The sequence below is a fragment of the Micromonospora sp. DT228 genome (genome assembly GCF_049841595.1).
Lineage (GTDB): Bacteria > Actinomycetota > Actinomycetes > Mycobacteriales > Micromonosporaceae > Micromonospora.
This window is the reverse complement of the sequence record NZ_JBNCKO010000019.1, coordinates 35094-59077: the sequence shown is the minus strand read 5'-3', so window position 1 is coordinate 59077 and position 23984 is coordinate 35094. Positions and strand designations below refer to the sequence as shown.

Genomic DNA, 23984 nt, shown 5'->3' with positions numbered 1-23984 from the left:
CCCGCCGCCGGAGTCACCGCCGCCGGACCAGCCCCCACCGGAGTCATCGCCACCGACCGGTTCCGCACCGTCGGAGTCGTGCTCGCCGTTCCGCTGGCGGTCGACGTGCCCCCCGCTATCGGCGTCCCCGGCGGGGCCCGGGTGGACGTGTTAGCCGCCCGCCAACCGAGTCCGGGCGGCGTCGACGGCCGGACTCGCCGGCCATCCGATCCGCGCGGCTCCTGCCCCAGAGGCGGAGCGGGCCAAGCACGCCCACCATGACGCCGAAAGCCCCCACACCCTTAAACGCCCTGTCATCGAGGACGATCCCGAACACTCCGGTCACCAATCCCGCGACACCGAAGAACATCATGGTTCCAGCAGCCGCGACAAGGTTCCTGTCCATGGGGACGACGGTAGGGAGAGGGGGCAAATCGTTCTGGATCCGCAGGGGCCGTCGCGCCAAGTTACCGACGGGTACCTGTGTTCAGCATCGCGTCCGGGGGACCTAGACGTGACGAGGGGTGGCACCAGGGGGCAGGATGGCGCTAGAGACCTATCCCACACACAACCGAGGGAACGCCTGTGGCTACGGAACGCAAGCGCCCGGTGATCAGCGACGGCCTACCGAGCCAGCTTCCGGACATCGACCCTGAAGAGACAAGCGAATGGGTCGAGTCGCTTGACGGTGTCATCGACGAACGCGGCGCCAAACGCGCCCGCTACGTCATGCTGCGCCTGCTGGAGCGGGCCCGTGAGCGCCAGGTCGGGGTTCCGCCCCTGACCACCACCGACTACATCAACACCATCCCGTCGGAACGCGAACCGTGGTTCCCGGGCGACGAGCACGTCGAGCGGCGGATCCGGGCGTACGTCCGGTGGAACGCCGCCATGCTGGTGCACCGGGCGCAGCGCCCGGAGATCGGCGTCGGCGGGCACATCTCGACCTTCGCCAGCTCGGCGTCGCTCTACGAGGTGGGCTTCAACCACTTCTTCCGGGGCAAGAACCACCCGGGCGGCGGCGACCACATCTTCTACCAGGGCCATGCCTCCCCCGGCATGTACGCGCGGGCGTTCCTGGAGGGGCGGCTCAGCGAGCACCAGCTCGACGGGTTCCGCCAGGAGTTGTCGCACCCCGGCGGTGGGTTGCCGTCGTACCCGCACCCGCGGCTGATGCCGGACTTCTGGGAGTTCCCCACCGTCTCGATGGGTCTCGGCGGTCTGAACGCGATCTACCAGGCCCGGTTCAACAGGTACCTGCAGCACCGCGGCATCAAGGACACCTCGCAGCAGCACGTCTGGGCGTTCCTCGGCGACGGCGAGATGGACGAGCCGGAGACGCTTGGCGCGATCGGCGTGGCCGCCCGCGAGGAGCTCGACAACCTCACCTTCGTGATCAACTGCAACCTCCAGCGGCTGGACGGCCCGGTCCGGGGCAACGGCAAGGTCATGCAGGAGTTGGAGGCGTTCTTCCGGGGGGCCGGCTGGAACGTCATCAAGGTGGTCTGGGGCCGTGAGTGGGACCCGCTGCTCGCCGCGGACACCGACGGCGCGCTCGTCAACCTCATGAACACCACGACCGACGGTGACTACCAGACCTACAAGGCCGAGTCGGGCGCGTACGTGCGGGAGCACTTCTTCGGCCGCGACGCGCGGACCCGCAAGATGGTCGACCCGCTGAGCGACGACGAGATCTGGAACCTCAAGCGGGGTGGGCACGACTACCGCAAGCTCTACGCGGCCTACAAGGCGGCCACCGAGCACACCGGTCAGCCCACGGTCATCCTGGCGAAGACGATCAAGGGCTGGACGCTCGGCTCGCACTTCGAGGGCCGCAACGCGACCCACCAGATGAAGAAGCTGACGCTGGAAGATCTGAAGACCTTCCGCGATCGCCTCTACCTGGACATCCCGGACAAGGCGCTGGAGGACAACCCCTACCTGCCGCCGTACTACAACCCGGGTGAGAAGTCCGACGAGATCCAGTACCTGAAGGAGCGGCGCGAGCAACTCGGCGGCTACCTGCCGTCCCGGCGGACCAGCACCAAGCGGCTGGCCATCCCGGGCCCGGAGCGGTTCGCCGACATCAAGCGCGGCTCGGGCAAGCAGAAGGTGGCCACCACGCAGGCCTTCGTCCGTCTGCTCAAGGACGTGATGAAGGACAAGGAGTTCGGCAAGCGCTGGGTGCCGATCATCCCGGACGAGGCCCGCACCTTCGGTCTCGACTCGATCTTCCCCACCGCGAAGATCTACTCGCCGCACGGCCAGCGCTACACCTCTGTCGACCGGGAGTTGTTCCTGTCGTACAAGGAGTCGACCACCGGGCAGATCCTGCACGAGGGGATCAACGAGGCCGGTTCGGTGGCCTCGTTCACCGCGGCCGGTTCGGCGTACGCCACGCACGACGAGCCGATGATCCCGATGTACATCTTCTACTCGATGTTCGGGTTCCAGCGGACCGCCGACGGGCTGTGGGCGGCAGCCGACCAGATGGCCCGGGGCTTCCTGCTCGGCGCCACCGCCGGTCGGACCACGCTCAACGGTGAGGGCCTCCAGCACGAGGACGGGCACTCGCTGCTGATCGCGGCCACCAACCCGGCCGTGGTCGCGTACGACCCGGCGTTCTCCTACGAGATCGCGCACATCATGGAGCAGGGTCTGCACCGGATGTACGGGGACGCGCAGGAGAACGTCTTCTACTACCTGACGGTCTACAACGAGCCGACCCTGCAGCCGGCCGAGCCGGCCGACGTGGACGTGGAGGGCCTGCTCAAGGGCATCTACCGCTACTCCCCGGCACCGCAGGTCGACGGCCCGAAGGCAAACGTGCTCGCCTCCGGCACCGGCATGCAGTGGGCGCTCAAGGCCCAGCAGTTGCTCGCCCAGGACTGGGGGGTGGCCGCCGACGTCTGGTCGGTGACCTCCTGGACCGAGCTGCGCCGCGACGCGGTGGAGACCGAGGAATACAACCTCCTCAACCCGGGCGCCGAGGCGAAGGTGCCGTACATCCAGCAGAAGCTGGCCGACGCGGACGGGCCGAAGGTCGCGGTCAGCGACTGGATGCGGGCGGTGCCGGACCTGATCGCCCGCTGGGTGCCCGGCGACTACACGTCGCTCGGCACCGACGGCTTCGGCATGTCGGACACCCGGCACGCGCTGCGCCGGCACTTCCACGTCGACGCGGAGTCGATCGTGGTGGCCACGCTGCGACAGCTCGCGCGCAGCGGTGCGGTGGCGGCCAGCGTGCCGGCCGAGGCCGCGAAGAAGTACGCGATCGACGACGTCAACGCCGCCCCGGTAGGCGAGACCGGCGGCGACAGCTAGTTCCAGCGCGAACAAGGAGGGCCCGGCGCGCAAGCGCCGGGCCCTCCTTGTTCGCTAAAACCCACCCCCACTCGGGTCGATCATGGAGTTGTGGTGGGGGGCGGGGGACGGCGGGGGTGGGTATGGAGCGGCGGTGGTCCGGGACCCCAGGCCGGGATCCGGACCACCGCCGTCGCGGGTGGCGCCGGGAGGATGGGCGCTCGTCAGCCGACGGCGGCCAGGTCGGTGAGCCGGGCCAGCGAGTCCTCCAGGTCGGCGCCGACCCGACGCAGTCCGAGGCGCAGCATTGCCGCCTTGACCGGGCCGGCCGGCCAGCGGACCACGATGAGCCGCACGATGGTCCCGCCCTCCTCCTCATCGGTGGTGAGCTGGACGTAGATCTCGGTGCGCGCCTCCGCCCGAGCACCGGCGCCCTTGGCCCGTTCCCGCCAGCCGATGAGCGTCGGCTCCTGGTAGGCGATCACCTCGGCCTCGTGCGCCGAGCCGCGCCCCGCCTGGACCAGTTGTCGCCGGCCGAAGCCCTCTCCCGAGAGCACTTCGGCCGCGCGGACGCCTGCCAGCCAGGCCGGCAACTGCTCCGCCCGCTGCACGACATCCCAGACCACTTCAATTGGCGCCGCCACGTGCGCACTGCGTTCAACGAGGATCATTTCCGTCTTTCCTCCGGTGAGGACATCCCACGATATCGGCACTCTATGCGCTAAATCGGACTTACCTGGACGGGTTCGGAAAAAGACACGCCGATCAACCATTGCGGATTGCGCCAAGCCGGCCTATGGCGCATTGATGGAGAGCGCCCTAAAGTCCCGAACACGTTTCACGTTGACCGGGAGGGCGCATGTCGACCGCACCGATGCCGGAGTTCCCCGCCGGCTTCCGCTGGGGCGTCTCCACCTCAGCCCACCAGATCGAGGGCGCCGCCACGGCCGACGGGCGCGCGGCGTCCATCTGGGACACGTTCGCGCGCTCCCCCGGACGGATCAGCGACGGCAGCAGCGGCGAGGTCGCCTGCGACCACTACCACCGCTACGCCGAGGACGTCGCGCTGATGGCCGGCCTCGGCGTCGACGCGTACCGGTTCTCCATCGCCTGGCCCCGGGTACGGCCCACCGGCACCGGCCCGGCCAACCCGGCCGGCCTCGACTTCTACGACCGACTGGTGGACGAGTTGCTGGCCGCCGGCGTCGACCCGGTGGCGACCCTCTACCACTGGGACCTGCCGCAACCCCTCGAAGACGCCGGTGGCTGGCTGCACCGCGACACCGCGGCCCGGTTCGCCGAGTACGCCGATCTGACCGCCGCGCGACTCGGCGACCGGGTCCGGCTCTGGATCACCCTGAACGAGCCGTTCATCCACATGAGCCTCGGGTACGGCATGGGCGAGCACGCTCCCGGCCGGACGCTGCTCTTCGACGCCTTTCCGGCCGCCCACCACCAACTACTCGGGCACGGGCTCGCGGTCGCCGCGCTGCGGGCCCGCACCAGCAGCCCGGTGGCGATCGCCAACAACTACTCACCGGCGCGGGTGCTCGGTGACCGCGACGCCGACCGGGCCGCCGGGGCGGCGTACGAGGCGCTGCACAACCGGCTCTTCACCGACCCGCTGCTCGGCCGCGGCTACCCGGAGCTGCCCGGCCTCGACGCGAACGTCGTCCGCCCCGGCGACCTCGACACCATCGCCGCGCCGATCGACGTGCTCGGGGTCAACTACTACAACCCCACGGGTGTACGGGCCGCCGCGGAGGATTCGCCACTGCCGTTCGACCTGGTGCCGTTGGACGGCTACCCACGGACCGCCTTCGACTGGCCGGTGGCCCCGGACGGGCTGCACGAGCTGCTCGGCTGGCTGCGCGACACCTACGGCGACGCCCTGCCACCCATCGAGATCACCGAGGGCGGCTGCGCGTACGACGACGCGCCGGACGCGAGCGGGCAGGTGGCGGATCCGGAGCGGATCGCGTACCTGGACGGGCACCTGCGGGCGGTCCGGGCCGCCATCGACGACGGGGTGGACGTGCGCGGGTACTTCGTCTGGTCGCTGCTGGACAACTGGGAGTGGGCCGAGGGGTTCACCAAGCGCTTCGGGCTGGTGCACGTCGACTACGCCACCCAGACGCGGACGCCGAAGTCGTCGTACACCTGGTTGCGGGACGTGATCGCGGCCTCCCGGGACGGGTCGGCGCGGTGACCACCCTCGACCCGACGCCGGCGTCGCTGCCGGCCGCGCTCGCCGAGCCGACCGTGCCGGTGCGGCGCGGCTGGATCGGTCTGATCTTCGCGGCCAACCTCGGGGTCTGGATGGCGTTCTTCACGCCCATCCAGGTGCTGCTGCCGCAACAGATCGAGCAGATCGCGCCCGGCAACAAGGAGAACATGCTGGCGGTGGTCACCGGCCTCGGCGCCCTGGCCGCGGTGCTCGCCAACCCCCTCGCGGGCGCGTTCTCCGACCGGACCTGCCTGCGGGTGGCGGGCCGGGAGTTCGGCCGTCGGCACGTCTGGACCGCGGGCGGCGCACTGCTCGGCGCGGTGGCCCTGATGCTGCTGGCCCACCAGCGGACCATCCTGGGGGTGGCCCTCGGCTGGGTGGCCGCGCAGGTCTGCTTCAACGCGATGCTGGCCAGCCTCAGCGCGGCCATCCCGGACCGGGTGCCGGTCACGCAGCGCGGCGGTGTCTCGGGTTGGGTGGGCATTCCGCAGGCGCTCGGGCTGGTGCTCGGCGCGGTGCTGGTCACCGCGGTGGTCACCGGCAACGCGGCCGGCTACCTGGCCATCGCGGTGGCCATCCTGCTGCTGTCGCTGCCGTTCGCGCTGCTCACCCCCGACGAACCACTGCCACGTACGCACCGGCCCGCGCTGCGCACGCGGGCGCTGCTGGCCTCGATGTGGATCAGCCCGCGCCGGCACCCGGACTTCGCCTGGGCCTGGATCACCCGTTTCCTGGTCCAGCTCGGCAACGCGCTGGGCACCCTCTACCTGCTGTACTTCCTCACCGACGGGGTGCGCCACCCCGACCCCGAGGGCGGGTTGCTGGTGCTGATCCTGCTCTACACGCTCGGCATGATGCTGACCGCCGTGGTCGCCGGCCGGCTGTCGGACCGCTCGGGCCGTCGCAAGATCTACGTCATCGCGTCCGGGCTGATCATGGCGGTGGCGGCGCTGCTGCTCGCGGTCGCGCCGGTCTGGCCGATGGCGATCGTCGCCGCGCTGCTGCTCGGCGCGGGCTACGGCGTGTACCTCGCGGTGGACGCCGCGTTGATCACCCAGGTGCTGCCCCGAGCCACCGACCGGGCCAAGGACCTCGGTGTCATAAACATCGCCAACTCCGCGCCGCAGGTGCTCGGCCCGGCCCTGTCCGCCCCGCTCGTGGTGTACCTGGGCGGTTACCCCACGCTCTACGCGGTCACCGCCGTGGTCACCCTGGTCGGCAGCGCCCTGGTGGTGAAGATCCGCTCGGTGCCGTGAGTCAGGGGGCCGTGGCCAAAAGCGATCGCCCGCCGCCGTAGGCTGGGGGACGTGACGGTACGCGTGCGCTTCGCTCCCTCCCCGACCGGTATGTTCCACGTCGGCGGTGCCCGCTCGGCGCTGCAGAACTGGATTTACGCCAAGCAGCAGGGCGGGGTGTTCGTGCTGCGCGTCGAGGACACCGACGCGGCGCGCAACAAGCCCGAGTGGACCGAGGGCATCCTCTCCGCGCTGGACTGGATCGGCATCTCCCGGGGCAGCTACGAGGGCCCGCACTTCCAGTCGGAGAACGCCGGCGAGCACCGGGCCGCCGCCGCCCGCCTCTACGACTCGGGCCGCGCCTACTACTGCGACTGCACCCGTGAGGACGTGCAGGCCCGCACCGGCTCCCAGTACCAGGGCTACGACGGCTACCACCGCGACCGTGGCCTCGGCCCGGGTCCGGGGCACGCCCTGCGCTTCCGGACGCCCGACGAGGGCACGACCGTGGTGGTCGACCTGATCCGCGGCGAGCCCACCTTCGAGAACAAGCTCATCGAGGACTTCGTCATCGCCCGGGGCGACGGCTCGCCGGTCTTCCTGCTGGCCAACGTCGTCGACGACATGACCATGGGGATCACCCACGTGATCCGGGCCGAGGAGCACCTGCCCAACACGCCCAAGCAGCAGTTGCTCTGGGACGCCCTCGGGGTCAAGCCGCCGATCTGGGCGCACGTGCCGGTGGTGGTCAACGAGAAGCGGCAGAAGCTCTCCAAGCGGCGGGACAAGGTCGCCCTGGAGGCGTACCGCGAGGAGGGCTACCTCTCCGGCGCGATGCGCAACTACCTGATGCTGCTCGGCTGGGCGCCGTCGGGCGACCGGGAGATCGTCCCCTGGTCGGTCATCGAGGACGAGTTCCGGCTGGAGGAGGTCAACCCCTCCCCCGCGTTCTTCGACGAGAAGAAGCTGCGCGCGTTCAACGGCGAGTACATTCGCGCGCTGTCCGTGCCCGACTTCATCGACGCCTGCCAGCCGTGGCTGACCGGCACCGGGACCATCGCGCCGCCGCCCTGGCAGCCGGAGGAGTACGACGCCGACGCGTTCGCCGCGGTCGCCCCGCTGGCCCAGACCCGGCTCGCGGTGCTCAGCGAGATCGTGCCGAACGTCGACTTCCTGTTCCTCGCCTCCCCGCTGATCGACGAGGCCGCCTGGGCCAAGACGATGAAGGACGGCTCGGCGGAGCTGCTGGACGAGGCCATCGCGGCGTTCGAGGCGCTGGAGTCGTGGGACGCCGACGCGCTGAAGTCGACACTGGAGGCGGTCGGCGCCGAGCGTGGCCTCAAGCTCGGCAAGACCCAGGCGCCGGTACGCGTCGCGGTCACCGGCCGCACCGTGGGCCTGCCGCTGTTCGAGTCGCTGGAGGTGCTCGGTCGCGAGCGCACCCTGACCCGGATGCGCGCCGCCCGACTCCGCCTGGTCTGACTGTCGCTCGGCGACGCGTCAAGTACGCGTCACCGGCGCAACTCCGCATCGCCGCGCCTTTGCTCTGCACCCCGATAGGCACCGGTCACAGACCGTAGCCGTCGCACCCGCGGGTGCAGAGCAAAGGATGACCGGCGCACCTGGCCCACCGGGAGCGGTGAGTGTCAGAGGGTCACCGAACTCGTTGCCGGCGGCGGAACACGAGGCCGGCTGCGAGGGCGGCGAGCAGCAGGCCGCCGAGCGCCCAGAGCCACGGGCGACCGCCGGAGTCGGACTGCTCCGACGCCGCCGGCAGCGCGGAGACCGTCGAGTTGTCAGGTGTCGGCGACGCCGGCCCGGCGGAGGGTGCGCCGACGGCCGCGGGCGAACCGGCCGGACTGGTGCCGACGGCGGCCGACGGCGAGGCGGACGGGTTGGCGGCGGTCCCGGTCGTGAGGGTGAACCGCACCTCGCCCTTCACCGGGTGCCCGTCGCTGGACGCGAGCTGGTAGCCGACGATGTAGAGCCCCGCGGCCGCCGGCGTGAACGGCACCCGCACGCGGTTGCCGGCGAAGACGGGCGGGCCGCCAGCGGCCACATTGTCCGGTCCCGTTATTGTGATCTTCGTCGTAGCCGGTGCCGGCTTGGCGAGGAACCGCAGCTCGATCCGGGCCGGGGCCGTCGCCACTCGGGCACCGTCGCGCGGATCGCTGCCGGTCAGCGAGTTGTGCGCGGCGGCCGGAGTGGGCGGCGCCAGAAACGACACACCGAGCGCCACGCCGAGCACCACTGGCACGACCCGCACCGTACGTGTAACCCTGCCCCCCATGAACCCCTCCGTAAGGGTACGATCCGCCCGCTGATCAAACGGCTCCTCATTAGTCGAGCAGAGATCGCAGATAGTTCCAAATACTGTTCCAAAGGCTGCAACTCATCGACGTTTTGCGGAGTCTGTAGGTGTAGGACCGACCCTCTGGTCGGCGTCGCATCGGCAGACCGCTCCTGGCGTCACACCGAAGCCATCCATCGAACGGGGCGAGGAGGCGGGATGGTCCGACACATGAGGCGGTTGGCCACCGTGTTGGCGGGCGCGCTGGCGACGGCGCTGCTGTCGCTCGGCACCGCCGGCCCGGCCTCGGCGGCGCCGAACCCGGCACCGCCCGGGGTGGACATCACCGGCACGGGGCTCTCCGCGCCGCTGCGGTTGCGCGTGGACACGCAGCCCGCCCACGTGAGCGCGGTCATCGACCAGGTCAACTTCCTGGGGGGCACCGGCATGCCGACGGGGCCGAAGCCGGCCGACCTCGGTCCGAAGTACACGGTCGTGGTGTTCGTCGGTGAGACGCCGCAGCAGACGTTCGACCTCTATCCCAAGGCGGCCGGCGGCCCGCGGGTCTACCGGCCGGCGAAGCAGCCGGACGCCCGCAAGATCAGTGCTGGCTGGTTCCTGGGTCGGCTCAGCATGTCCGAGACCCTGCGCACCGCGGGTGTGCCGCTGGAGCGGCAGTTCGACACGGTGAGTGGCGGCGCGGGCGGTGGCGAACGGGTGCTCCCGGAGGAGGCGCTCGACCCGGCGAAGGACCTCGACGACGCGCTCGGCGATCTGCAGCGCCTGCTGCTGCTCAACGTCGGGGTGATGCTGACGATCACGGTCGGCCTCGCCGGGATCGCCCTGCTGATCCGCCGTCGTACCCGTTAGCTCCTGGCCGCCGTCGCCGAGGCGGCGAGGGCTCAGCACCAGCGGCGCGGTGGGCGCTCCCGACGGGTGGCCCGTGGGCGCGGCCGGACCGGGCCGTGCCGATGTGCCCCGGCCCAGCCGGGAAGTTCACTGAGGCAACCAGCAGGGACGTCCGCGTCGGGCTCGCTCCGGGCGGGGGCCTCGGCGGAGCGCTGGCGCGGGAGCGCGGTCTCGTCGTCGGCCCACGGCTCCACCGGGTGCGACGGCGCGCCGGCGGCCGGCCGACGGTGCTTGCCAGCCACCTGCGGGTCGTGGTGCCCCGGCCGGCAGGACTCGCCCTGGGCGCAGCCGTGCTCGGCCTCCCCGTGCGCCATTCCCGGTCTCCCTCACGCTCGTCTCACCCGCGGGTGCTCCCCCGACGTGCCCCTGTCACCGTACTGGCCGGGGCCGACGGGCCGCGCGCAGCGTACCCGGGGTCGGCACCGGCGAGCTGCCGAAGACGGCGGTGAGCGCGGAACCCGGTCGCGCAGTTCACAGCTTCTTTTCGTGCCGTTCACGCGGAGGCCGCAACCCCATCGGGCCGGCGCTCAGCGGACGCGGTGCGCCTCCAGGTCCGCCCGGCGCAGGAGCGCCCGCAGCGCCACGCCGTGACCGGCGAGAGCCTCGGCCCCACCCTCGACGCGGTCGATGACGCAGAGGGCGTGCTCCACCCGGGCACCCAGTTCGCGTAGCTGGCCGGTGGAGATGACCACCTGCCCGCCGGAGGTGACGACGTTCTCGACCACCAGCACCTGCCGCCCGGTGAGCTCCGCACCCTCGGCGAGCCGGGCCGTCCCGTACGGCTTCGCGCTCTTGCGGACGAACGCGCAGGGCAGCCCGGTGTGCCGGCCGAGCGCGGTCACCACCGGGATCCCGCCCATCTCCAACCCGGCCAGCACCTCGGTGCCGGTCGGGACCAGGTGCGCGAGGTGGGCGGCCACCCGGTCCAGCAGGCGGGGGTCCGCCTCGAAGCGGTACTTGTCGAAGTACTCGTCGGCGGTCCGCCCGGAGCGGAGCACGAACGTGCCGGTCAGCCGGCAGGTGCTGTCGATCTCGCGAGCCAGCGCGGCCAGGTTCTCCCGATCAGTCATGATGATCATTCTTGCGCTGTCGGCCCGTGCTCCGCGTACCCCTTTCGGCGCATGTCGGTGCCGTCGGGCTCGTTCTCCAGGCGGTGTCGAAGCGTCGGGGGCTGTGGTGGGATCGGGGGCATGCGACCGCCACCGTGGCTCGGCTCCGGCACCCTCGGCCGCGACCTCGCGCTCGCCGCCGCGTCGCTGGCCGGCGGCCTGGTGCTCTTCGCCCTGGGCTGGCAGCCGCAGGTCCGTCCGCACACGGGCGTGCCGTCCGCGCTGTTCCTGCCGCCGCTGCTGGTGATGTGCGCGGCGGTGGGCATGCGTCGGGTCGCCCCACGCGCCAGCCTGGCCGTCGGCACCGGGGCGCTGGTCGTGGACACCGCGCTCGGCAACTCGCTGGGCACGATCCTGGTCTACACGCAGGTGCTCTACGACGCCTGCGTGTACGGCCCGCCACGGCTGTGGCGGTGGCTGCTGCGGGTGACCATCGGACTGAGCCTGGTCGGCGCCGCCGTCGGTGTGGTCGCCTTCGACAACTGGCGCGGGGTCACCATCGGGGTGCTCGTGGTGCTCGCCGGGCTGCTGCCGGTGCTGACCGGCATCAGCGTGCGGCAGTACCGCGACCAGGCGGCCGCCGAGCGGGCCCGGGCCGAGCAGACCGCCCGGCTGGTCGAGCTGGACCGCCGACAGGCGGTCAGCGCCGAACGGGCCCGGATGGCCCGGGAGCTGCACGACGTCGTCGCCAACCACCTCAGCGCGGTCGCCATCCACGCCACCGCCGTGCTGTCCGTACCCGGCCTGGATCGCGACCAGGTCTCCTCGGCGTTGCACGTGATCCGGGAGAGCAGCGTGCAGGGCCTCGCCGAGATGCGTCAGATGATCGAGGTGCTGCGGGAGCCGGCGACCGGCGACGGGACGGATTCCGCGGGCGACGGCCCGGCGGTGCCGGAGGCGGTCACCGCCCGGCTCGCCGAGGCGGACGGGCTGGTCGAGCGGATCCAGGCCGCCGGCCTCACGGTGCGGGTACGCACCGACGGCACCCCGGCCCCGCTGCCGGTGGGGGTGGACCTCGCCGCGTACCGGATCGTGCAGGAGTCGCTGACCAACGCGCTCAAGCACGGCACGGGTGAGGCGGAGCTGACCATCGCGTACCGGCCGGCGGAGGTGGTGGTGACGGTGGAGAATCCGGTACGCACGCCCGGGGGCGGGTTGCCGGGCGCCGGAGCCGGGCTGACCGGGATGCGGGAGCGGGCCACGCTGCTGGCCGGGCGGTTCAGCGCCGGGCCGCGCGACGGTCGCTGGCAGGTCCGGGCCGCGCTGCCGACCGGGGCGGGCGGGTGACCGGCCCGGCGGACGACACGGTCGTACGGGTGGTGCTTGCCGACGACCAGCCGGCGGTACGCGCCGGACTGGCCCTGATCCTGGGCGCCGCCCCCGGCCTGACGGTGGTCGGCGAGGCGGCCGACGGCGACGAGGCGGTCCGGCTGTGCCGGGAGTTGCGCCCGGACGTGGCCGTGTTGGACGTACGGATGCCCCGCCGGGACGGCATCTCCGCGACCCGGGCGATCGTCGCCGACCTACTCGCCGACGTGCTGGTGCTCACCACCTTCGACCTCGACGAGTACGTCTTCGGCGCGCTGCGCGCCGGCGCGGCCGGGTTCCTGCTCAAGAACACCGACGCCGCCGGCCTGGTGGCCGCGGTGCGGATGGTGGCGCGTGGCGACGGGTTCATCGCCCCCGCGGTGACCCGCCGGTTGATCGCGGCCTTCGCGGCCACCGCGCCGGGCGCGTCGGCGGCCACCCGGGCCGCCGTGGGCACCCTCACCCCGCGGGAACGTGACGTGTTGGCCTGCCTCGGCCTGGGCCTGTCCAACCAGCAGATCGCCGACCGGCTGGCGACGGCGGAGAGCACCACCAAGACGCACGTGAGCCGGATCCTGGCGAAGCTGGGGCTGCGCAGCCGGGTGCAGGCCGCGATCCTGGCCCAGGAGCTGGGGTTGCCCGCTCCCCCACAACCGTGAGTCCCCGCGTCCACTCCGGACGCCGACGGACCGCCCGTCTGCCGTACGCTGCGCGCCACCGACGTCGATGTCGGCCGCTGAGAATGGGGAGACCGTGCGAAGGTGGTGGGGGACGACGGTCCTGGCGGTGTTGATCATGGGGGCGGGCGGTTGCGACAGCATCTTCGCTGCGGAATCACCCCCGTCCTTCACCCCCGAGGCGGGGGTGTGTCACGCCGTGGCCTCCGACGAGCGCAGCCCTGAGACGTACACGCCGATCCCCTGCTCGTCGAAGCACGAGGTGGAGACGTTCCTGGTCGGCCGGTTCGGTGGCGCGGACGCCGACGCGTCGAAGCCACCGGCCGCCGGCACCGAGGGCATCGGGCGGGCGTACGAATCCTGCGACGCCGAGGCTGCCCTCTTCAAACCCCCGGGCGAACAGCCTGAGCGGCGCGCTGACCGGTGATTCGCCGTTCCGGTACACCTGTTTCACCGATCCGACCGAGTCGGGCGATCTGCCGCCCGCCTCCTGCACCGGGCCGCACGACACCGAGTTCGCCGGCATCTGGCGGCCGGGTCCGGAGGTCGAGAAGCTCACCGACGACAACACGGACGCGGGCTGCCTGTCCACCGTCTCGCGCTACGTCGGGTTGCCGGAGGGTGACGTGGGATACCGGTTCCAGGTGTTCTGGTTGACGCCGGAGGGCGAGCCCGAGTGGCTGGCGGGCAGGCTCGGCGTCCTGTGCTTCCTGCACAGCCCCGGTCCCGTGCTCAACAGCTCGGCGAAGGGTGGCGGGCGAACCCTGCTTCCGGCGGCCCGCTGACCGGTGCCGACGTGGTTGGCCTGGTCACGACGTGTCAGGCTAGGGCGGTGAGTACGCCGGGGGGTGGAGAGCTGGCGGCCACGCTGCGCCGGATCGAGCGTTCGGCGGGGGCGTTGGCCACCTCCAGCGTGGCCCGGATGGACGAGACGCTGCCGTGGTTCCGGGCGCTGCCGGCCGACCAGCGCTCCTGGGTGATGCTCGTGGCCCAGGCGGGCGCCCGGTCGCTGGTGCAGTGGCTGAGCGAGGGTGGCGGCACCGCGGACAGCACCCAGGAGGTCTCGGACGAGGTCTTCGCCGCCGCCCCGCAGGCGCTGGCCCGGTCGATCACCCTTCAGCAGACCGTCGCGCTGATCAAGGTGACCATCGACGTGGTCGAGGAGCAGGTGTCGCAGCTCGCCGCCGAGGGTGAGGAGCAGCAACTGCGCGAGGCGGTGCTGCGCTTCTCCCGGGAGATCGCGTTCGCCGCCGCCCGGGTGTACGCGCGGGCAGCCGAGTCACGCGGCGCGTGGGACGCGCGGTTGCAGGCCCTGCTCGTCGACGCGCTGTTGCGCGGTGACTCACCCGATGTGCTGGCCAGTCGGGCCGCCGCGCTCGGCTGGGCGGACGCGCCGCCGGTGGCGGTGGCGGTCGGTCGATCGCCGGGCGGCGAGGTCTCGGCGGTGCTGCACGTGGTCTACCGGCAGGCCCGCCGGATCGGCGTGGAGGTGATCGGTGGGGTGCACGGCGACCGGCTGGTGATCGTGCTGGGCGGGGCGGCGGACCCGCTCACCGCCACCGCGAAGCTGCTCAGCGCGTTCGGCGACGGGCCGGTGGTGGTCGGTCCGGCCGTACCGAGTCTGGACGAGGCGACCGAGTCGGCACGCGCCGCGCTGTCCGGTTTCCGGGCCGCGCCGGCCTGGCCCGGTGCTCCCCGTCCGGTGCCGGCCGCCGATCTGCTGCCGGAGCGGGCCCTCGCCGGCGACGCGGAGGCTCGTCGGCGGTTGCGCCACGACGTGTACGCGACGCTCGTGCGCGCCGGCGGCGAGTTGCTGGCGACCCTGGACGCCTTCCTGGCCGCCGGTGGCACGTTGGAGAGCGCCGCCCGCGCGTTGTTCGTCCATCCGAACACGGTGCGTTACCGACTGCGGCGGATCGCCGAGGTGACCGGCTTCTCGCCGCTGTCGCCCCGGGACGCGTTCGCGCTTCAGGTCGCGCTGACCGTCGGTCGGTTGGATCCGGTCGTACCGCTCGCCTCGCCGGTCCCGAGTCAGACAATGACCCCGGCCACCCGGAAATCCGCCCAAAATGAGGATGATCCCCGCCGATCTTTGTAGGAAACCTCCAAAGGTCCTAGTACGGTTTGGTCGGAGGCCGCACCGCGTTACCCGCCTTTATCCGGGAGAGTCATAGGCGTGCTCGCCGTACTTAGTCCCGGCCAGGGTTCTCAGAAACCCGGCTTCCTGACCCCCTGGCTCGACCTGACCGGCACCGAGGCGCGGCTGCGCGAGTGGTCGGCGTTGGCCGGGGTCGACCTGGTGCACCTGGGCACCGCCGCCGACGCGGACGAGATCATGGACACCGCCCGTACCCAGCCGCTGCTTGTCGCCGCGGCGTTGCTCGCGGCCGAGCACCTGCCACTGGACGGCGTCGGACTCACCGCCGGCCACAGCGTCGGCGAGTTGGGCGCCGCCGCCATCGCCGGCGTGCTGACCCCCGAAGCCGCGATCACCCTCGCCGGCGTACGCGGCCGGGCGATGGCCGCCGCCTGCGCGCTGGAGCCGACCGGAATGGCCGCGATGCTGGGTGGCGACCCGGACGAGGTGCTCGCCGCGATCGAGGCGCAGGGGCTCTATCCCGCCAACCGCAACGGCGCCGGGCAGACCGTCGCCGCGGGCGCGCTGAACGGGCTCGACAAGCTCGCCGCCGAGCCGCCCGCCCGGACCCGGGTCATCCGACTGAAGGTGGCCGGCGCGTTCCACACCCCGTACATGTCCTCGGCCGAGACGGCGCTCGCCGCCGCCGCCGCCGAGATCACCCCCGCCGACCCGGCCCGAACCCTGCTGTCGAACCTCGACGGCACCGCTGTCGACAACGGCCCGGAGATGGTGCGGCGCCTCATCCACCAGGTCACCGCGCCGGTGCGCTGGGATCTGTGCATCCGTGCGCTTGCCGACCTCGGGGTCACCGGCGTGATCGAACTACCACCGGCCGGCACTCTCGCCGGGCTGGTCAAGCGGGACCTCAAGGGCGAGGGCGCGCCGGAGATCGTCACCCTGAACACCCCGGACGACCTGCCGGCCGCACGGGACCTGATCGCCCGTATCGGAGGTCGTTCATGACTGGCAGTCGCATCGTCGCGATGGGGCACTACCAGCCCTCGCGGGTGGTGACAAACGACGACATCGCGCAGCTCGTCGACACCAACGACGAGTGGATCCGCGACCGGGTCGGCATCGTCAGCCGGCGGATCGCCGACACCGAGACGGTTGCCGACATGGCCGCTGCCGCCGCCGGCAAGGCTCTTGCCAACTCGGGCCTGAGCGCCGCCGACATCGACCTGGTCGTGGTCGCCACGTGCACGTCGATCGACCGCAGCCCCAACGTGGCCTGCCGGGTCGCCGCCAAGCTGGGCATCACCGCGCCCGGCGCGTTCGACCTCAACACCGCCTGCTCGGGCTTCGCGTACGCCCTGGGCACCGTCGACCACGCCATCCGGGCCGGGGCGTCGCGCAACGCGATAGTCATCGGCGCCGAGAAGCTGTCCGACTTCACCGACTGGACCGACCGTTCCACCTGCATCATCTTCGCCGACGGCGCCGGCGCCGCGGTGGTCACCGCCACCGCCGACGACGAGCCGGCCGGGATCGGCCCGGTGGTCTGGGGTTCGGCGCCGGAGAAGAGCGACGCGGTACGCATCGAGGGCTGGCGCCCGTACGTCCAGCAGGAGGGGCAGGCGGTGTTCCGCTGGGCCACCACCGCGCTGGCGCCGCTCGCGCTGCAGGCCTGCGAGCGGGCCGGGGTGGACCCGTCGGAGCTGGCCGCGTTCGTGCCGCACCAGGCCAACGCCCGGATCATCGACGGCATCGCCAAGCGGCTCAACATCCCCGACGCGATCATCGCGAAGGACATCGTCGAGTCCGGCAACACCTCCGCCGCGAGCGTGCCGCTGGCCCTGTCCAAGCTGGTCGAGCGCCGGGAGGTGCCCTCGGGCGCGCCGGTGCTGCTGTTCGGCTTCGGCGGCGGTCTGACCTATGCCGGTCAGGTCGTCCGCTGCCCCTGATGACCCCCTTCGACGCGTACGCGTCGAGGAATGGCGGTCGGCGACGCCGTCCGTCGGACAACCCCGATGAAAGGAACCAACCGCAATGACCCGTGACGAGATCACCACCGGCCTCGCCGAGATCCTCGAAGAGGTTGCCGGAGTGAACCCGGACGACGTGGCCGAGGGGAAGTCCTTCACCGACGACCTCGACGTCGACTCGCTCTCCATGGTGGAGGTCGTGGTGGCCGCCGAGGAGAAGTTCGGCGTCAAGATTCCGGACAACGAGGTGCAGAACCTCAAGACCGTCGGTGACGCCGTCAGCTACATCGCGGCGCAGTCCTGATCATGAGTCGTCCTGACGTCGTCGTCACCGGGCTCGGCGCGACGACCCCGCTCGGCGGGGACGTCGCGTCGACCTGGGACGCCATGCTCGCCGGCCGCTCCGGGGTGAGTGCCCTCACCCAGGAGTGGGCCGCGCAACTGCCGGTCCGGATCGCCGCCCAGTTGGCCGTGGACCCGTCCGAGGTGCTGGACCGGGTCCGACTGCGCCGACTGGACCGCTCCGAGGCGATCGCGATCATCGCGGCGCAACAGGCCTGGGCGGACGCCGGCCTCGCCGGGTCCGACCTCGACGGGGAGCGGTTGGCCGTCAGCGTCGGCTCCGGCATCGGCGGTGCCACCACCCTGCTCGCCCAGGACGACATCCTCGAGGCGTCCGGGCCGCGGCGGGTGTCCCCGCACACCATCCCGATGCTGATGCCGAACGGTCCGGCCGCCTGGGTCGGGCTGGAGCTGGGCGCCAAGGCCGGTGTGCACGCGGTGGCCAGCGCCTGCGCCACCGGCGCCGAGGCGATCGCTCTGGGCCTGGACATCATCCGGTCCGGCCGGGCCGACGTGGTGGTGGCCGGCGGCACCGAGGCGGTCATCCACCCGCTGCCGATCGCCGGTTTCAGCTCGATGCGGGCCATGTCGACCCGCAACGACGAGCCGGAGCGCGCCTCCCGCCCGTGGGACCGGGGCCGGGACGGCTTCGTCCTCGGCGAGGGCGCCGGCATCGTGGTGCTGGAGCGGGCCGAGCACGCCGCAGCCCGGGGTGCCCGGGTGTACGCGCGCCTCGCCGGGGCCGGCATCACCTCCGACGCGTACGACATCGTGCAGCCGCACGCCGAGGGCGAGGGCGCCGTCCGGGCCATCGCCAAGGCGATCGCGGACGCGGACGTGGCCAAGCGGGACATCGTGCACGTCAACGCCCACGCCACGTCGACGCCGATCGGCGACATGCTGGAGATCGGCGGGCTGCACAAGGCGCTCGGCGACCACCCGGTGTTGTCCGCGACGAAGTCGATGACCGGTCACCTGCTCGGTGCGGCCGGCGCGCTGGAGTCGATCGCCACCATCCTGGCCATCCGCGACAGCGTCGTCCCTCCGACGATCAACCTCGACGACCCGGAGCCCGGCCTCACGCTTGATGTCGCGGCGCACAAGGCACGCCACATGGAGATCCCCGCCGCGTTGAACAACGCGTTCGGCTTCGGCGGCCACAACGTGGCGCTCGTCTTCGCCCGACCCTGAGATTCTGCGCAGGGGCCCCAACTCGTCGAGGAGGGGCCCCTGCGTCGTTCAGCCCCGGTTGCGGGGGTGCTGTTTCGCGGTGCGCTCGTTGCCGTGGCGGTAGTTGCCGGTCCAGCGGGCCATCACCAACTGCGGGTCTTCGTCGACCTCGGCCAGGAACTCCGCGGCCCGGGCACCACGCAGCGTGCCGGCGACCCGTCCGTGGTGGGTGATCACGACGGTGCCGTCCGCCCGTCGCACGTGCCGGAATCCCGCTGCCGCTCCCATGGGGTGAGGTTGTCAGACCGACCGAGGCGGAGGCGACCGGATTTCCGTCGCGCGGGCGCCGACCTGGCCGCGCCGGCCGGTCAGGTGCCGCAGGTGGTGGCGGGCAGGCCGGGCACGGCCACCGGGGATCGGCCCCCCGGCTTGGCCTTGCCGGCCAGTACGGCGGCCAGCGCGGTCATGGACGCCCGGCTGGAGGAGTACGTGGCCAGCAACGTCGGAGACTTCGCCGCACCCAGCACGTACGGCGTGTCCATGGCGACCGTGACCGCCGCGTCGGGGCGCAGGTCCTTGGCGCCGTCGCCGTAGCCCACCAGGTGCACGATCGTGCCACCGCTGGCCTTGACCTGCACCCCGGCGGCCTTCAGCGCGGCGGTGAGCGTGGCCCGGGTGCCGTCCCGGCCACCGGAGGAGGTGACGGTGACCGGCCCGGGCACCGGGCCGCCGCAGGTGCCGCGCAGCACGGTGACGGCGGCGGCGGCCAGCGCGTCGGCCGCGGCGCGGTGGGCCGGGGTGTTGAGCGTGGACATCTGCGCGGCCGGGGCCTCCGCGAGCCGGAACTTCATGGTCAGCACCCGGGTGACCGCCTCGACCAGCCGGGCCCGGGGCAGCGACCCGCCGCGTAGCGCGGCGAGCAGCCCGTCGTACGCCTGACCGACATTCGGGGTCATCAGGATGAGGTCGTTGCCGGCGTTCAGCGCCCGGACCGCCGCCTCGCCGGGTGGCCAGCGCTTGGCGGGCGGCATGTTCATCCCGTCGGTGATCACCACGCCCTTGAAGCCGAGCTGACCGCGCAGCACGTCGGTGAGCAGCTTGTGGGAGAAGGTCGCCGGGGTCCCGGGGTCGATCGCGCGCGCGTCCAGGTGCCCGGACATCACCGCCATCGCCCCGGCGTCGATGCCGGCGGTGAACGGTGGCCAGGCGCCGCTCTGCAACGTCGCGGCCGACTGGGTGAGCACCGGCAGGTCCTGGTGCGAGTCGTCGGCGCTGTGGCCGTGCCCGGGGAAGTGCTTCAGGGTGGCCGCGACACCCTCCGCCTGGAGGCCACGGACGGCGCCGCCCACCTGCGCCGCGGCCTGCTTCGGGTCGGCGCCGTACGAACGGGAGCCGATCACGGTGCTGCGGGTGGCCAGCACGTCGGCCACCGGGGCGAAGTCGATGTTGATTCCCATCGCCGCAAGCTCGGCGCCGGCGGCCCGCCAGGCGGTCTCGGTCAGCTTCGGGTCACCGGCCGCGCCGGCCGCGAGGGCGCTGGGCAGCACGGTGACGCCGTCGGTCACCCGGGTGACGACGCCGTACTCCTGATCGGTGCCGACGAGCAGTGGCGCGGGGCCGGCGGCGAGCCGACCGGCGGCGGCACGCAGCCCGCTGGTGAGGTCGTGCACCTGCTTCGGGTTGTCGACGTTCGTGGTCTCCTGGTTGCCCTTGGTCGGGTCGTCGGCACTGAACCCGACGAGGATCAGGCCGCCCAGCCGGTACTTGGCGATCATGTCGGCGGGGGTGTCGACCCCGGCGAGTGCCTGGTTGCCGGCGGCCGAGCCGGCGGAGACCTTCGTGGCCGAGTCGCCGTAGGCGTACGGCATCAGCACCTGGCCGACAAGATCTTCGTCGGACAGCGTGGCGACGAGCGCCGCGGCACGGGCGGCGGGGTCGCCGGCCGGCGTCGGGGCGGGGCCGCTCGGGGCGGCGGACGCGCCGAGCGGGCTGGTCGTCGGTGTGGGCCGTGCGGGGCCACCTGAGCAGCCGGAGGCGAGCAGGGCGGTCAGGGCGGCGACTGCGACAGTGGCGCGCCACGGGCGATTCGACACGCCGCCCATCCCACCAGCTTCCCCCTTATCGGGGCAACTTGACCTTACCGGTCGCGGGCGGCCCGACGGCCACCGCCAGCGCAGTGGCTACCGGGTCAGCCGACACGGGTGAGCAAGGTCACCGGGGCGCCGTCACCTGCGTACCGGTAGGGCTCCAGGTCGGCGTCCCACGCGGTGCCGAGCGCCTTGTCCAGGGCGTGTGCCAGCGCCTCCGGCGCCCGGGAGGCGGCCATCAGGGCTCGTAGCCGGTCCTCGCCGAGCTGGATGTCGCCGGCCACGCCGACGGTGGCCCGGAACATGCCCCGGGCCGGCACGTACATGAACCGCTCGCCGTCGGCGCCGGGACTCGGCTCCTCGGTGACCTCGAAACGGATCATGGGCCACTGCCGTAGGGCAACAGCCAGCTCGGCGCCCGTCCCCGGACGGCCGGTCCACCCGCACTCGGCCCGGCGTGCGCCGGGGTCGACGGGCTGAGCCGTCCACTGCAGGTTGACCGGCGCGGCTAGGACGCGCGCGATCGCCCACTCGACGTGTGAGCACACGGCGAGCGGGGTCGAGTGGACGTATACGACGCCACGCGTTGGCACGGTGACCTCCCGGGAGAGCGAGGTGCGTCTTCCCCTACGACCTCGTCCAACCAGGTGGCTGCTGCAACACATGATGACTCGTGTGGCCAGTGGTGCGCCAGGGAATCGGAAAAAACGCCTGTCGGAATAGCCGGACGGGTGGCTGCCGTTACCTCTCAGGACACCGCGGCGACCAGCATGATGTCGTGGTCCTGTACAGTTCCACCGGCGGCTTATGCCGCGTTACACCTTCGCGGGCCGAGCGCAGTGTGGCCCGCACACAGCCCCCGGACGTCCAGTCCTCCCGTACGTCTTGCAAGGAGTACCTCCGTGGCGAGCAACACCTCTAAGACCGCGCGCGCGTCCGTCCGGGCCGGCCAGGCTGGCCAGGGTGGCGCCCTCAGCGTGCTGGGCGAGTTCAAGTACCTCATCCCGCTCAACGGCGGCAAGCACGCCTACGTGCGGAACCTGACCAACGGCAAGACCGCGCACCTGCGCACGGACTCCGACGCCTTCGTCGAGGAGATCCGCGTGCTGGCCGCGGCCGGTCACGCCACCAAGATCCGGGCCGAGATCAACAACCTGGCTGCCGTTCACCCGAACGACGGCTGGGAGGCCACCGAGAAGCGCCTGGTCGCCGCCGGCGTCTTCGAGGGCTGAGCCCTCCCCCACCGCATCATCGAAACCGCCCGTCGGGAGTTCCCGGCGGGCGGTTTCGCGCGTCCGGCGCGAGATCCACTCAGCTTTCTGGAAACCGGGGTGTCCCGGCAGGCCGGACACCCCGACATCACAAAACCCGAGTCGATCATGCGCTTGGAGCGGGTCGCTCCAGCGGCGTCGGGCCAAGGGTCGGTCGGGGCGTCGGAGTCGGCGCCGGTCGGGGCGCGTCGGGGCACGGTCAGTCCAGATCGAGCAGGGCGACCTCGCCGGTGGCCAGGTCGTAGAGGCCACCGACCACGGCCACCCGGTCGGCGGCGACCGGCCCGGCCAGCAGGTCGTCCTCGCGCAGCGTGCGCACCGTCCGCCGCACGTGCCGGCGGATCGCGAGCGGCAGCACCGCCGGGTCGTCGATCCCCACCCCGGTCACCGCCGGGGCGATCTCGTCCACCAGGTACGCCAGCGAGCCGCCGGGGCGCTCCCCGGCGCGCACCGCGTCCACGGTGGCGCCGACGGCACCACACCGCTCGTGCCCGAGGACCATCACCAGCGGCACGCCGAGCTGGCCGACCACGTACTCGATCGACCCGCACACCGCCCGATCGAGGACGTGCCCACCGGTACGGATCACACAGATCGCGCCGAAGGTCTGGTCGAAGATCGCCTCCAGCGGCACCCGCGAGTCGATGCAGCCGAGCACCACGGCGTAGGGCTGCTGGTCGCCCGAGGCGGCGGCCGCGGCGGCCGTGACGTCGTGCCCGTGGATCGGCTGCCCGCTGACGAACCGCCGGTTACCGGCGAGCAGGTCGGCCAGCGCCGCGCGAGGAGTGCCGCCGGTCTGCCGCCGCTGCCCCGACATGTCGCCCATGGGCGCTTCCGACGACCCCATGCCGTCCAGCTTGGCCCGCCGCCGGGCCCCACGGGCGGGGTCGGGGAATGTCAGCCGCGACGCGATTGGCGTGGTGTCCTGGCGGGTAGCCGGGTATTCGAGGGACTGGTGGGGTGCCGGGCGGCCGGGGGAGGTGGCGATGCCGGAGCGGTTCGAGGTCGGTCTGCCCGACGGCGTACGGCTCAACGTCGAGGCGACGGGGCCGACGGACGCCCAGGTCACCGTCGTCCTGTTGCACGGCTGGACGTTGGACGGGCGCGCCTGGCACCGGCAGGTCGACGCGCTCACCGCGGCGTCGGTCGGCGGGTCGGTGCGGGTGGTCACCTACGACGCGCGCGGGCACGGCCGGTCCAGCTGCATGACGTTGCCCACGGCCACCCTTGCCCAACTCGGCGACGACCTGGCCGCGGTGCTCGACACGGTGGCGCCGGTCGGGCCGGTGGTCCTGGTCGGGCACTCGATGGGCGGTATGACGATCATGGAGTACGCCCACCGCCACCCGGCGCACTTCGCCGCCCGTACCGCAGGTCTGGTCTTCGTGTCGACCACCGCCGAGGGGCACACCCACACCGTCTACGGGCTCTCGCCGCGGATCGCCCGACTGATCCGGCTGGCCGAGACGACGGGTGCCGGAGTGCTGGCCCGGTGCGGCTCGTGGCGAGCGCCCCGGGCGCTGCTGAACGCGCTGCAACCGAGCATCCGGTGGATGCTCTTCGGCGACCGCTGCGAGTCGGCCGACATCCGGCTGGTGACGTCGGCGGTGGCTCGGGCCTCGCTGCGGTCGATCGGCGGGTTCCGTGCCTCCATCGGCACCCAACACCGACTGGACACCCTCACCGCGTTGGCGCACCTGCCGGCCGCCGCCCTGGTCGGCGACCGGGACCGGCTGACCCCGCCGCCGTGCGCCGAGTCGATAGCCGCGGCCCTGCCGGCCACCGAGCTGACCGTCTGCCCGGGCGCCGGACACATGTTGATGATGGAGCGCCCGGACGAGGTGAACGCGGCGCTCACCGGCGTCCTGCGTCGGGTGTTCGCCGAACCGACGCCCCAGATTTCCGGCCCGGCCGCCGCCGGGACGGGCGTCTGAGCGCGTTCCCGCACCTCGGGCGCGGCGGGCCCGGCGCGGGGCCGTACCCTTCTGCGGTTGGCTTGCGCGGTTCTCGCC

23 protein-coding genes and 1 pseudogene are annotated in these 23984 nt (G+C 72.3%); 16 read left to right on the top strand and 8 right to left on the bottom strand.

Features of this window, described 5'->3' with window-relative positions; all coding sequences use genetic code 11:
* Nucleotides 1-564: 564 nt before the first annotated feature.
* Nucleotides 565-3303 carry a pyruvate dehydrogenase (acetyl-transferring), homodimeric type gene (gene aceE, locus ACLQ29_RS29325; protein ID WP_425774652.1) on the top strand — a complete coding sequence of 913 codons (2739 nt, stop codon included), beginning with the start codon at nucleotides 565-567 and terminating at the stop codon, nucleotides 3301-3303.
* Nucleotides 3304-3506: 203 nt separating this feature from the next.
* Here the strand turns inward: aceE and ACLQ29_RS29320 are convergent, their stop codons facing one another.
* Nucleotides 3507-3953 carry an SRPBCC family protein gene (locus ACLQ29_RS29320; protein ID WP_393363997.1) on the bottom strand — a complete coding sequence of 149 codons (447 nt, stop codon included), beginning with the start codon at nucleotides 3951-3953 and terminating at the stop codon, nucleotides 3507-3509.
* Nucleotides 3954-4141: 188 nt separating this feature from the next.
* On the opposite strand from ACLQ29_RS29320, the gene ACLQ29_RS29315 reads away from it, so the two are divergent.
* Genes ACLQ29_RS29315 through gltX form a run of 3 tightly spaced genes read left to right on the top strand, consistent with a single transcriptional unit; the run spans nucleotide 4142 to nucleotide 8226 of the window.
* A complete protein-coding gene (locus tag ACLQ29_RS29315) occupies nucleotides 4142-5491 on the top strand; it encodes a GH1 family beta-glucosidase (RefSeq protein ID WP_425774651.1) in 1350 nt (449 codons plus the stop codon).
* Nucleotides 5488-6765: an MFS transporter gene (locus ACLQ29_RS29310; protein ID WP_425774650.1), complete on the top strand. Its 1278-nt coding sequence runs from the start codon at nucleotides 5488-5490 to the stop codon at nucleotides 6763-6765. The genes ACLQ29_RS29315 and ACLQ29_RS29310 overlap by 4 nt, the downstream gene beginning before the upstream one ends.
* Nucleotides 6766-6816: 51 nt before the next feature.
* Nucleotides 6817-8226, top strand: coding sequence for a glutamate--tRNA ligase (gene gltX / locus ACLQ29_RS29305; protein WP_425774649.1), 1410 nt, complete (start codon nucleotides 6817-6819; stop codon nucleotides 8224-8226).
* 172 nt (nucleotides 8227-8398) lie between these two features.
* On the opposite strand, the gene ACLQ29_RS29300 is transcribed toward gltX, so the two are convergent.
* Nucleotides 8399-9001, bottom strand: coding sequence for a copper resistance protein CopC (locus ACLQ29_RS29300; protein WP_425774648.1), 603 nt, complete (start codon nucleotides 8999-9001; stop codon nucleotides 8399-8401).
* Between the two features lie 252 nt (nucleotides 9002-9253).
* On the opposite strand from ACLQ29_RS29300, the gene ACLQ29_RS29295 reads away from it, so the two are divergent.
* A complete protein-coding gene (locus ACLQ29_RS29295) occupies nucleotides 9254-9904 on the top strand; it encodes a hypothetical protein (protein WP_425774647.1) in 651 nt (216 codons plus the stop codon).
* A 32-nt stretch (nucleotides 9905-9936) separates the two neighbouring features.
* Here ACLQ29_RS29295 and ACLQ29_RS29290 read toward each other — a convergent pair whose 3' ends face one another.
* A complete protein-coding gene (locus ACLQ29_RS29290) occupies nucleotides 9937-10257 on the bottom strand; it encodes a hypothetical protein (protein ID WP_425774646.1) in 321 nt (106 codons plus the stop codon).
* 213 nt (nucleotides 10258-10470) lie between these two features.
* A complete protein-coding gene (locus ACLQ29_RS29285; protein ID WP_425774645.1) occupies nucleotides 10471-11013 on the bottom strand; it encodes an orotate phosphoribosyltransferase in 543 nt (180 codons plus the stop codon).
* A gap of 120 nt (nucleotides 11014-11133) precedes the next feature.
* Here ACLQ29_RS29285 and ACLQ29_RS29280 point away from each other — a divergent pair, with 120 nt between their 5' ends.
* From ACLQ29_RS29280 to fabF, 9 genes and pseudogenes are all read left to right on the top strand, one after another.
* Nucleotides 11134-12339, top strand: a complete 1206-nt coding sequence (locus ACLQ29_RS29280) for a sensor histidine kinase (protein ID WP_425774644.1) — start codon at nucleotides 11134-11136, stop codon at nucleotides 12337-12339.
* Entirely contained in the window at nucleotides 12336-13019 is a 684-nt protein-coding gene (locus ACLQ29_RS29275; protein ID WP_425774643.1) for a response regulator, read from the top strand. Before ACLQ29_RS29280 ends, ACLQ29_RS29275 begins: the two co-directional genes overlap by 4 nt.
* 94 nt (nucleotides 13020-13113) lie before the next feature.
* Nucleotides 13114-13464 carry a hypothetical protein gene (locus ACLQ29_RS29270; RefSeq protein WP_425774738.1) on the top strand — a complete coding sequence of 117 codons (351 nt, stop codon included), beginning with the start codon at nucleotides 13114-13116 and terminating at the stop codon, nucleotides 13462-13464.
* On the top strand, nucleotides 13412-13822 hold the full coding sequence (locus ACLQ29_RS29265) for a septum formation family protein (protein WP_425774732.1): 411 nt from the start codon (nucleotides 13412-13414) through the stop codon (nucleotides 13820-13822). The genes ACLQ29_RS29270 and ACLQ29_RS29265 overlap by 53 nt, the downstream gene beginning before the upstream one ends.
* Entirely contained in the window at nucleotides 13714-15135 is a 1422-nt protein-coding gene (locus tag ACLQ29_RS29260; RefSeq protein ID WP_425774642.1) for a PucR family transcriptional regulator, read from the top strand. The genes ACLQ29_RS29265 and ACLQ29_RS29260 overlap by 109 nt, the downstream gene beginning before the upstream one ends.
* 78 nt (nucleotides 15136-15213) lie before the next feature.
* A pseudogene (locus ACLQ29_RS29255) lies at nucleotides 15214-16131 on the top strand (ACP S-malonyltransferase); the annotation flags it as partial.
* A gap of 5 nt (nucleotides 16132-16136) precedes the next feature.
* The gene (locus ACLQ29_RS29250) at nucleotides 16137-17081 is read left to right on the top strand and encodes a beta-ketoacyl-ACP synthase III (protein ID WP_425774641.1); all 945 of its coding nucleotides are present in this window, start codon (nucleotides 16137-16139) and stop codon (nucleotides 17079-17081) included.
* 85 nt (nucleotides 17082-17166) lie between these two features.
* The gene (locus ACLQ29_RS29245) at nucleotides 17167-17406 is read left to right on the top strand and encodes an acyl carrier protein (RefSeq protein WP_030330276.1); all 240 of its coding nucleotides are present in this window, start codon (nucleotides 17167-17169) and stop codon (nucleotides 17404-17406) included.
* A gap of 2 nt (nucleotides 17407-17408) precedes the next feature.
* Nucleotides 17409-18635, top strand: a complete 1227-nt coding sequence (fabF, locus tag ACLQ29_RS29240; RefSeq protein ID WP_425774640.1) for a beta-ketoacyl-ACP synthase II — start codon at nucleotides 17409-17411, stop codon at nucleotides 18633-18635.
* 48 nt (nucleotides 18636-18683) lie between these two features.
* Here the strand turns inward: fabF and ACLQ29_RS29235 are convergent, their stop codons facing one another.
* The 3 genes from ACLQ29_RS29235 to ACLQ29_RS29225 all read right to left on the bottom strand — a co-directional run bounded on the left by ACLQ29_RS29235 (nucleotide 18684) and on the right by ACLQ29_RS29225 (nucleotide 21294).
* Entirely contained in the window at nucleotides 18684-18902 is a 219-nt protein-coding gene (locus ACLQ29_RS29235) for a hypothetical protein (protein WP_393364037.1), read from the bottom strand.
* A gap of 80 nt (nucleotides 18903-18982) precedes the next feature.
* Nucleotides 18983-20716: a glycoside hydrolase family 3 protein gene (locus ACLQ29_RS29230; protein ID WP_425774639.1), complete on the bottom strand. Its 1734-nt coding sequence runs from the start codon at nucleotides 20714-20716 to the stop codon at nucleotides 18983-18985.
* A gap of 86 nt (nucleotides 20717-20802) precedes the next feature.
* Nucleotides 20803-21294 (bottom strand): DUF3145 domain-containing protein, encoded by a 492-nt coding sequence (locus ACLQ29_RS29225; RefSeq protein WP_393364043.1) that lies wholly within the window; start codon nucleotides 21292-21294, stop codon nucleotides 20803-20805.
* Between the two features lie 309 nt (nucleotides 21295-21603).
* Between ACLQ29_RS29225 and ACLQ29_RS29220 the strand changes: the two genes are divergently transcribed.
* Entirely contained in the window at nucleotides 21604-21933 is a 330-nt protein-coding gene (locus ACLQ29_RS29220; protein ID WP_425774638.1) for a hypothetical protein, read from the top strand.
* Between the two features lie 238 nt (nucleotides 21934-22171).
* Here the strand turns inward: ACLQ29_RS29220 and ACLQ29_RS29215 are convergent, their stop codons facing one another.
* Complete coding sequence (locus ACLQ29_RS29215; protein WP_425774637.1) at nucleotides 22172-22798, bottom strand: carbonic anhydrase; 627 nt, start codon at nucleotides 22796-22798, stop codon at nucleotides 22172-22174.
* A gap of 160 nt (nucleotides 22799-22958) precedes the next feature.
* Between ACLQ29_RS29215 and ACLQ29_RS29210 the strand changes: the two genes are divergently transcribed.
* Nucleotides 22959-23906 (top strand): alpha/beta fold hydrolase, encoded by a 948-nt coding sequence (locus ACLQ29_RS29210; RefSeq protein WP_425774636.1) that lies wholly within the window; start codon nucleotides 22959-22961, stop codon nucleotides 23904-23906.
* Nucleotides 23907-23984 lie beyond the last annotated feature (78 nt).

Coding starts and splice junctions, on each gene's coding strand:
- ACLQ29_RS29320 (WP_393363997.1), bottom strand. CDS start 3,953: ATGATCCTCGTTGAACGCAGTGCGCACGTGGCGGCGCCAATTGAAGTG.
- ACLQ29_RS29315 (WP_425774651.1), top strand. CDS start 4,142: ATGTCGACCGCACCGATGCCGGAGTTCCCCGCCGGCTTCCGCTGGGGC.
- ACLQ29_RS29295 (WP_425774647.1), top strand. CDS start 9,254: ATGGTCCGACACATGAGGCGGTTGGCCACCGTGTTGGCGGGCGCGCTG.
- ACLQ29_RS29290 (WP_425774646.1), bottom strand. CDS start 10,257: ATGGCGCACGGGGAGGCCGAGCACGGCTGCGCCCAGGGCGAGTCCTGC.
- ACLQ29_RS29285 (WP_425774645.1), bottom strand. CDS start 11,013: ATGACTGATCGGGAGAACCTGGCCGCGCTGGCTCGCGAGATCGACAGC.
- ACLQ29_RS29280 (WP_425774644.1), top strand. CDS start 11,134: ATGCGACCGCCACCGTGGCTCGGCTCCGGCACCCTCGGCCGCGACCTC.
- ACLQ29_RS29250 (WP_425774641.1), top strand. CDS start 16,137: ATGACTGGCAGTCGCATCGTCGCGATGGGGCACTACCAGCCCTCGCGG.
- ACLQ29_RS29245 (WP_030330276.1), top strand. CDS start 17,167: ATGACCCGTGACGAGATCACCACCGGCCTCGCCGAGATCCTCGAAGAG.
- fabF (WP_425774640.1), top strand. CDS start 17,409: ATGAGTCGTCCTGACGTCGTCGTCACCGGGCTCGGCGCGACGACCCCG.
- ACLQ29_RS29235 (WP_393364037.1), bottom strand. CDS start 18,902: ATGGGAGCGGCAGCGGGATTCCGGCACGTGCGACGGGCGGACGGCACC.
- ACLQ29_RS29230 (WP_425774639.1), bottom strand. CDS start 20,716: ATGGGCGGCGTGTCGAATCGCCCGTGGCGCGCCACTGTCGCAGTCGCC.
- ACLQ29_RS29215 (WP_425774637.1), bottom strand. CDS start 22,798: ATGGGCGACATGTCGGGGCAGCGGCGGCAGACCGGCGGCACTCCTCGC.
- ACLQ29_RS29210 (WP_425774636.1), top strand. CDS start 22,959: ATGCCGGAGCGGTTCGAGGTCGGTCTGCCCGACGGCGTACGGCTCAAC.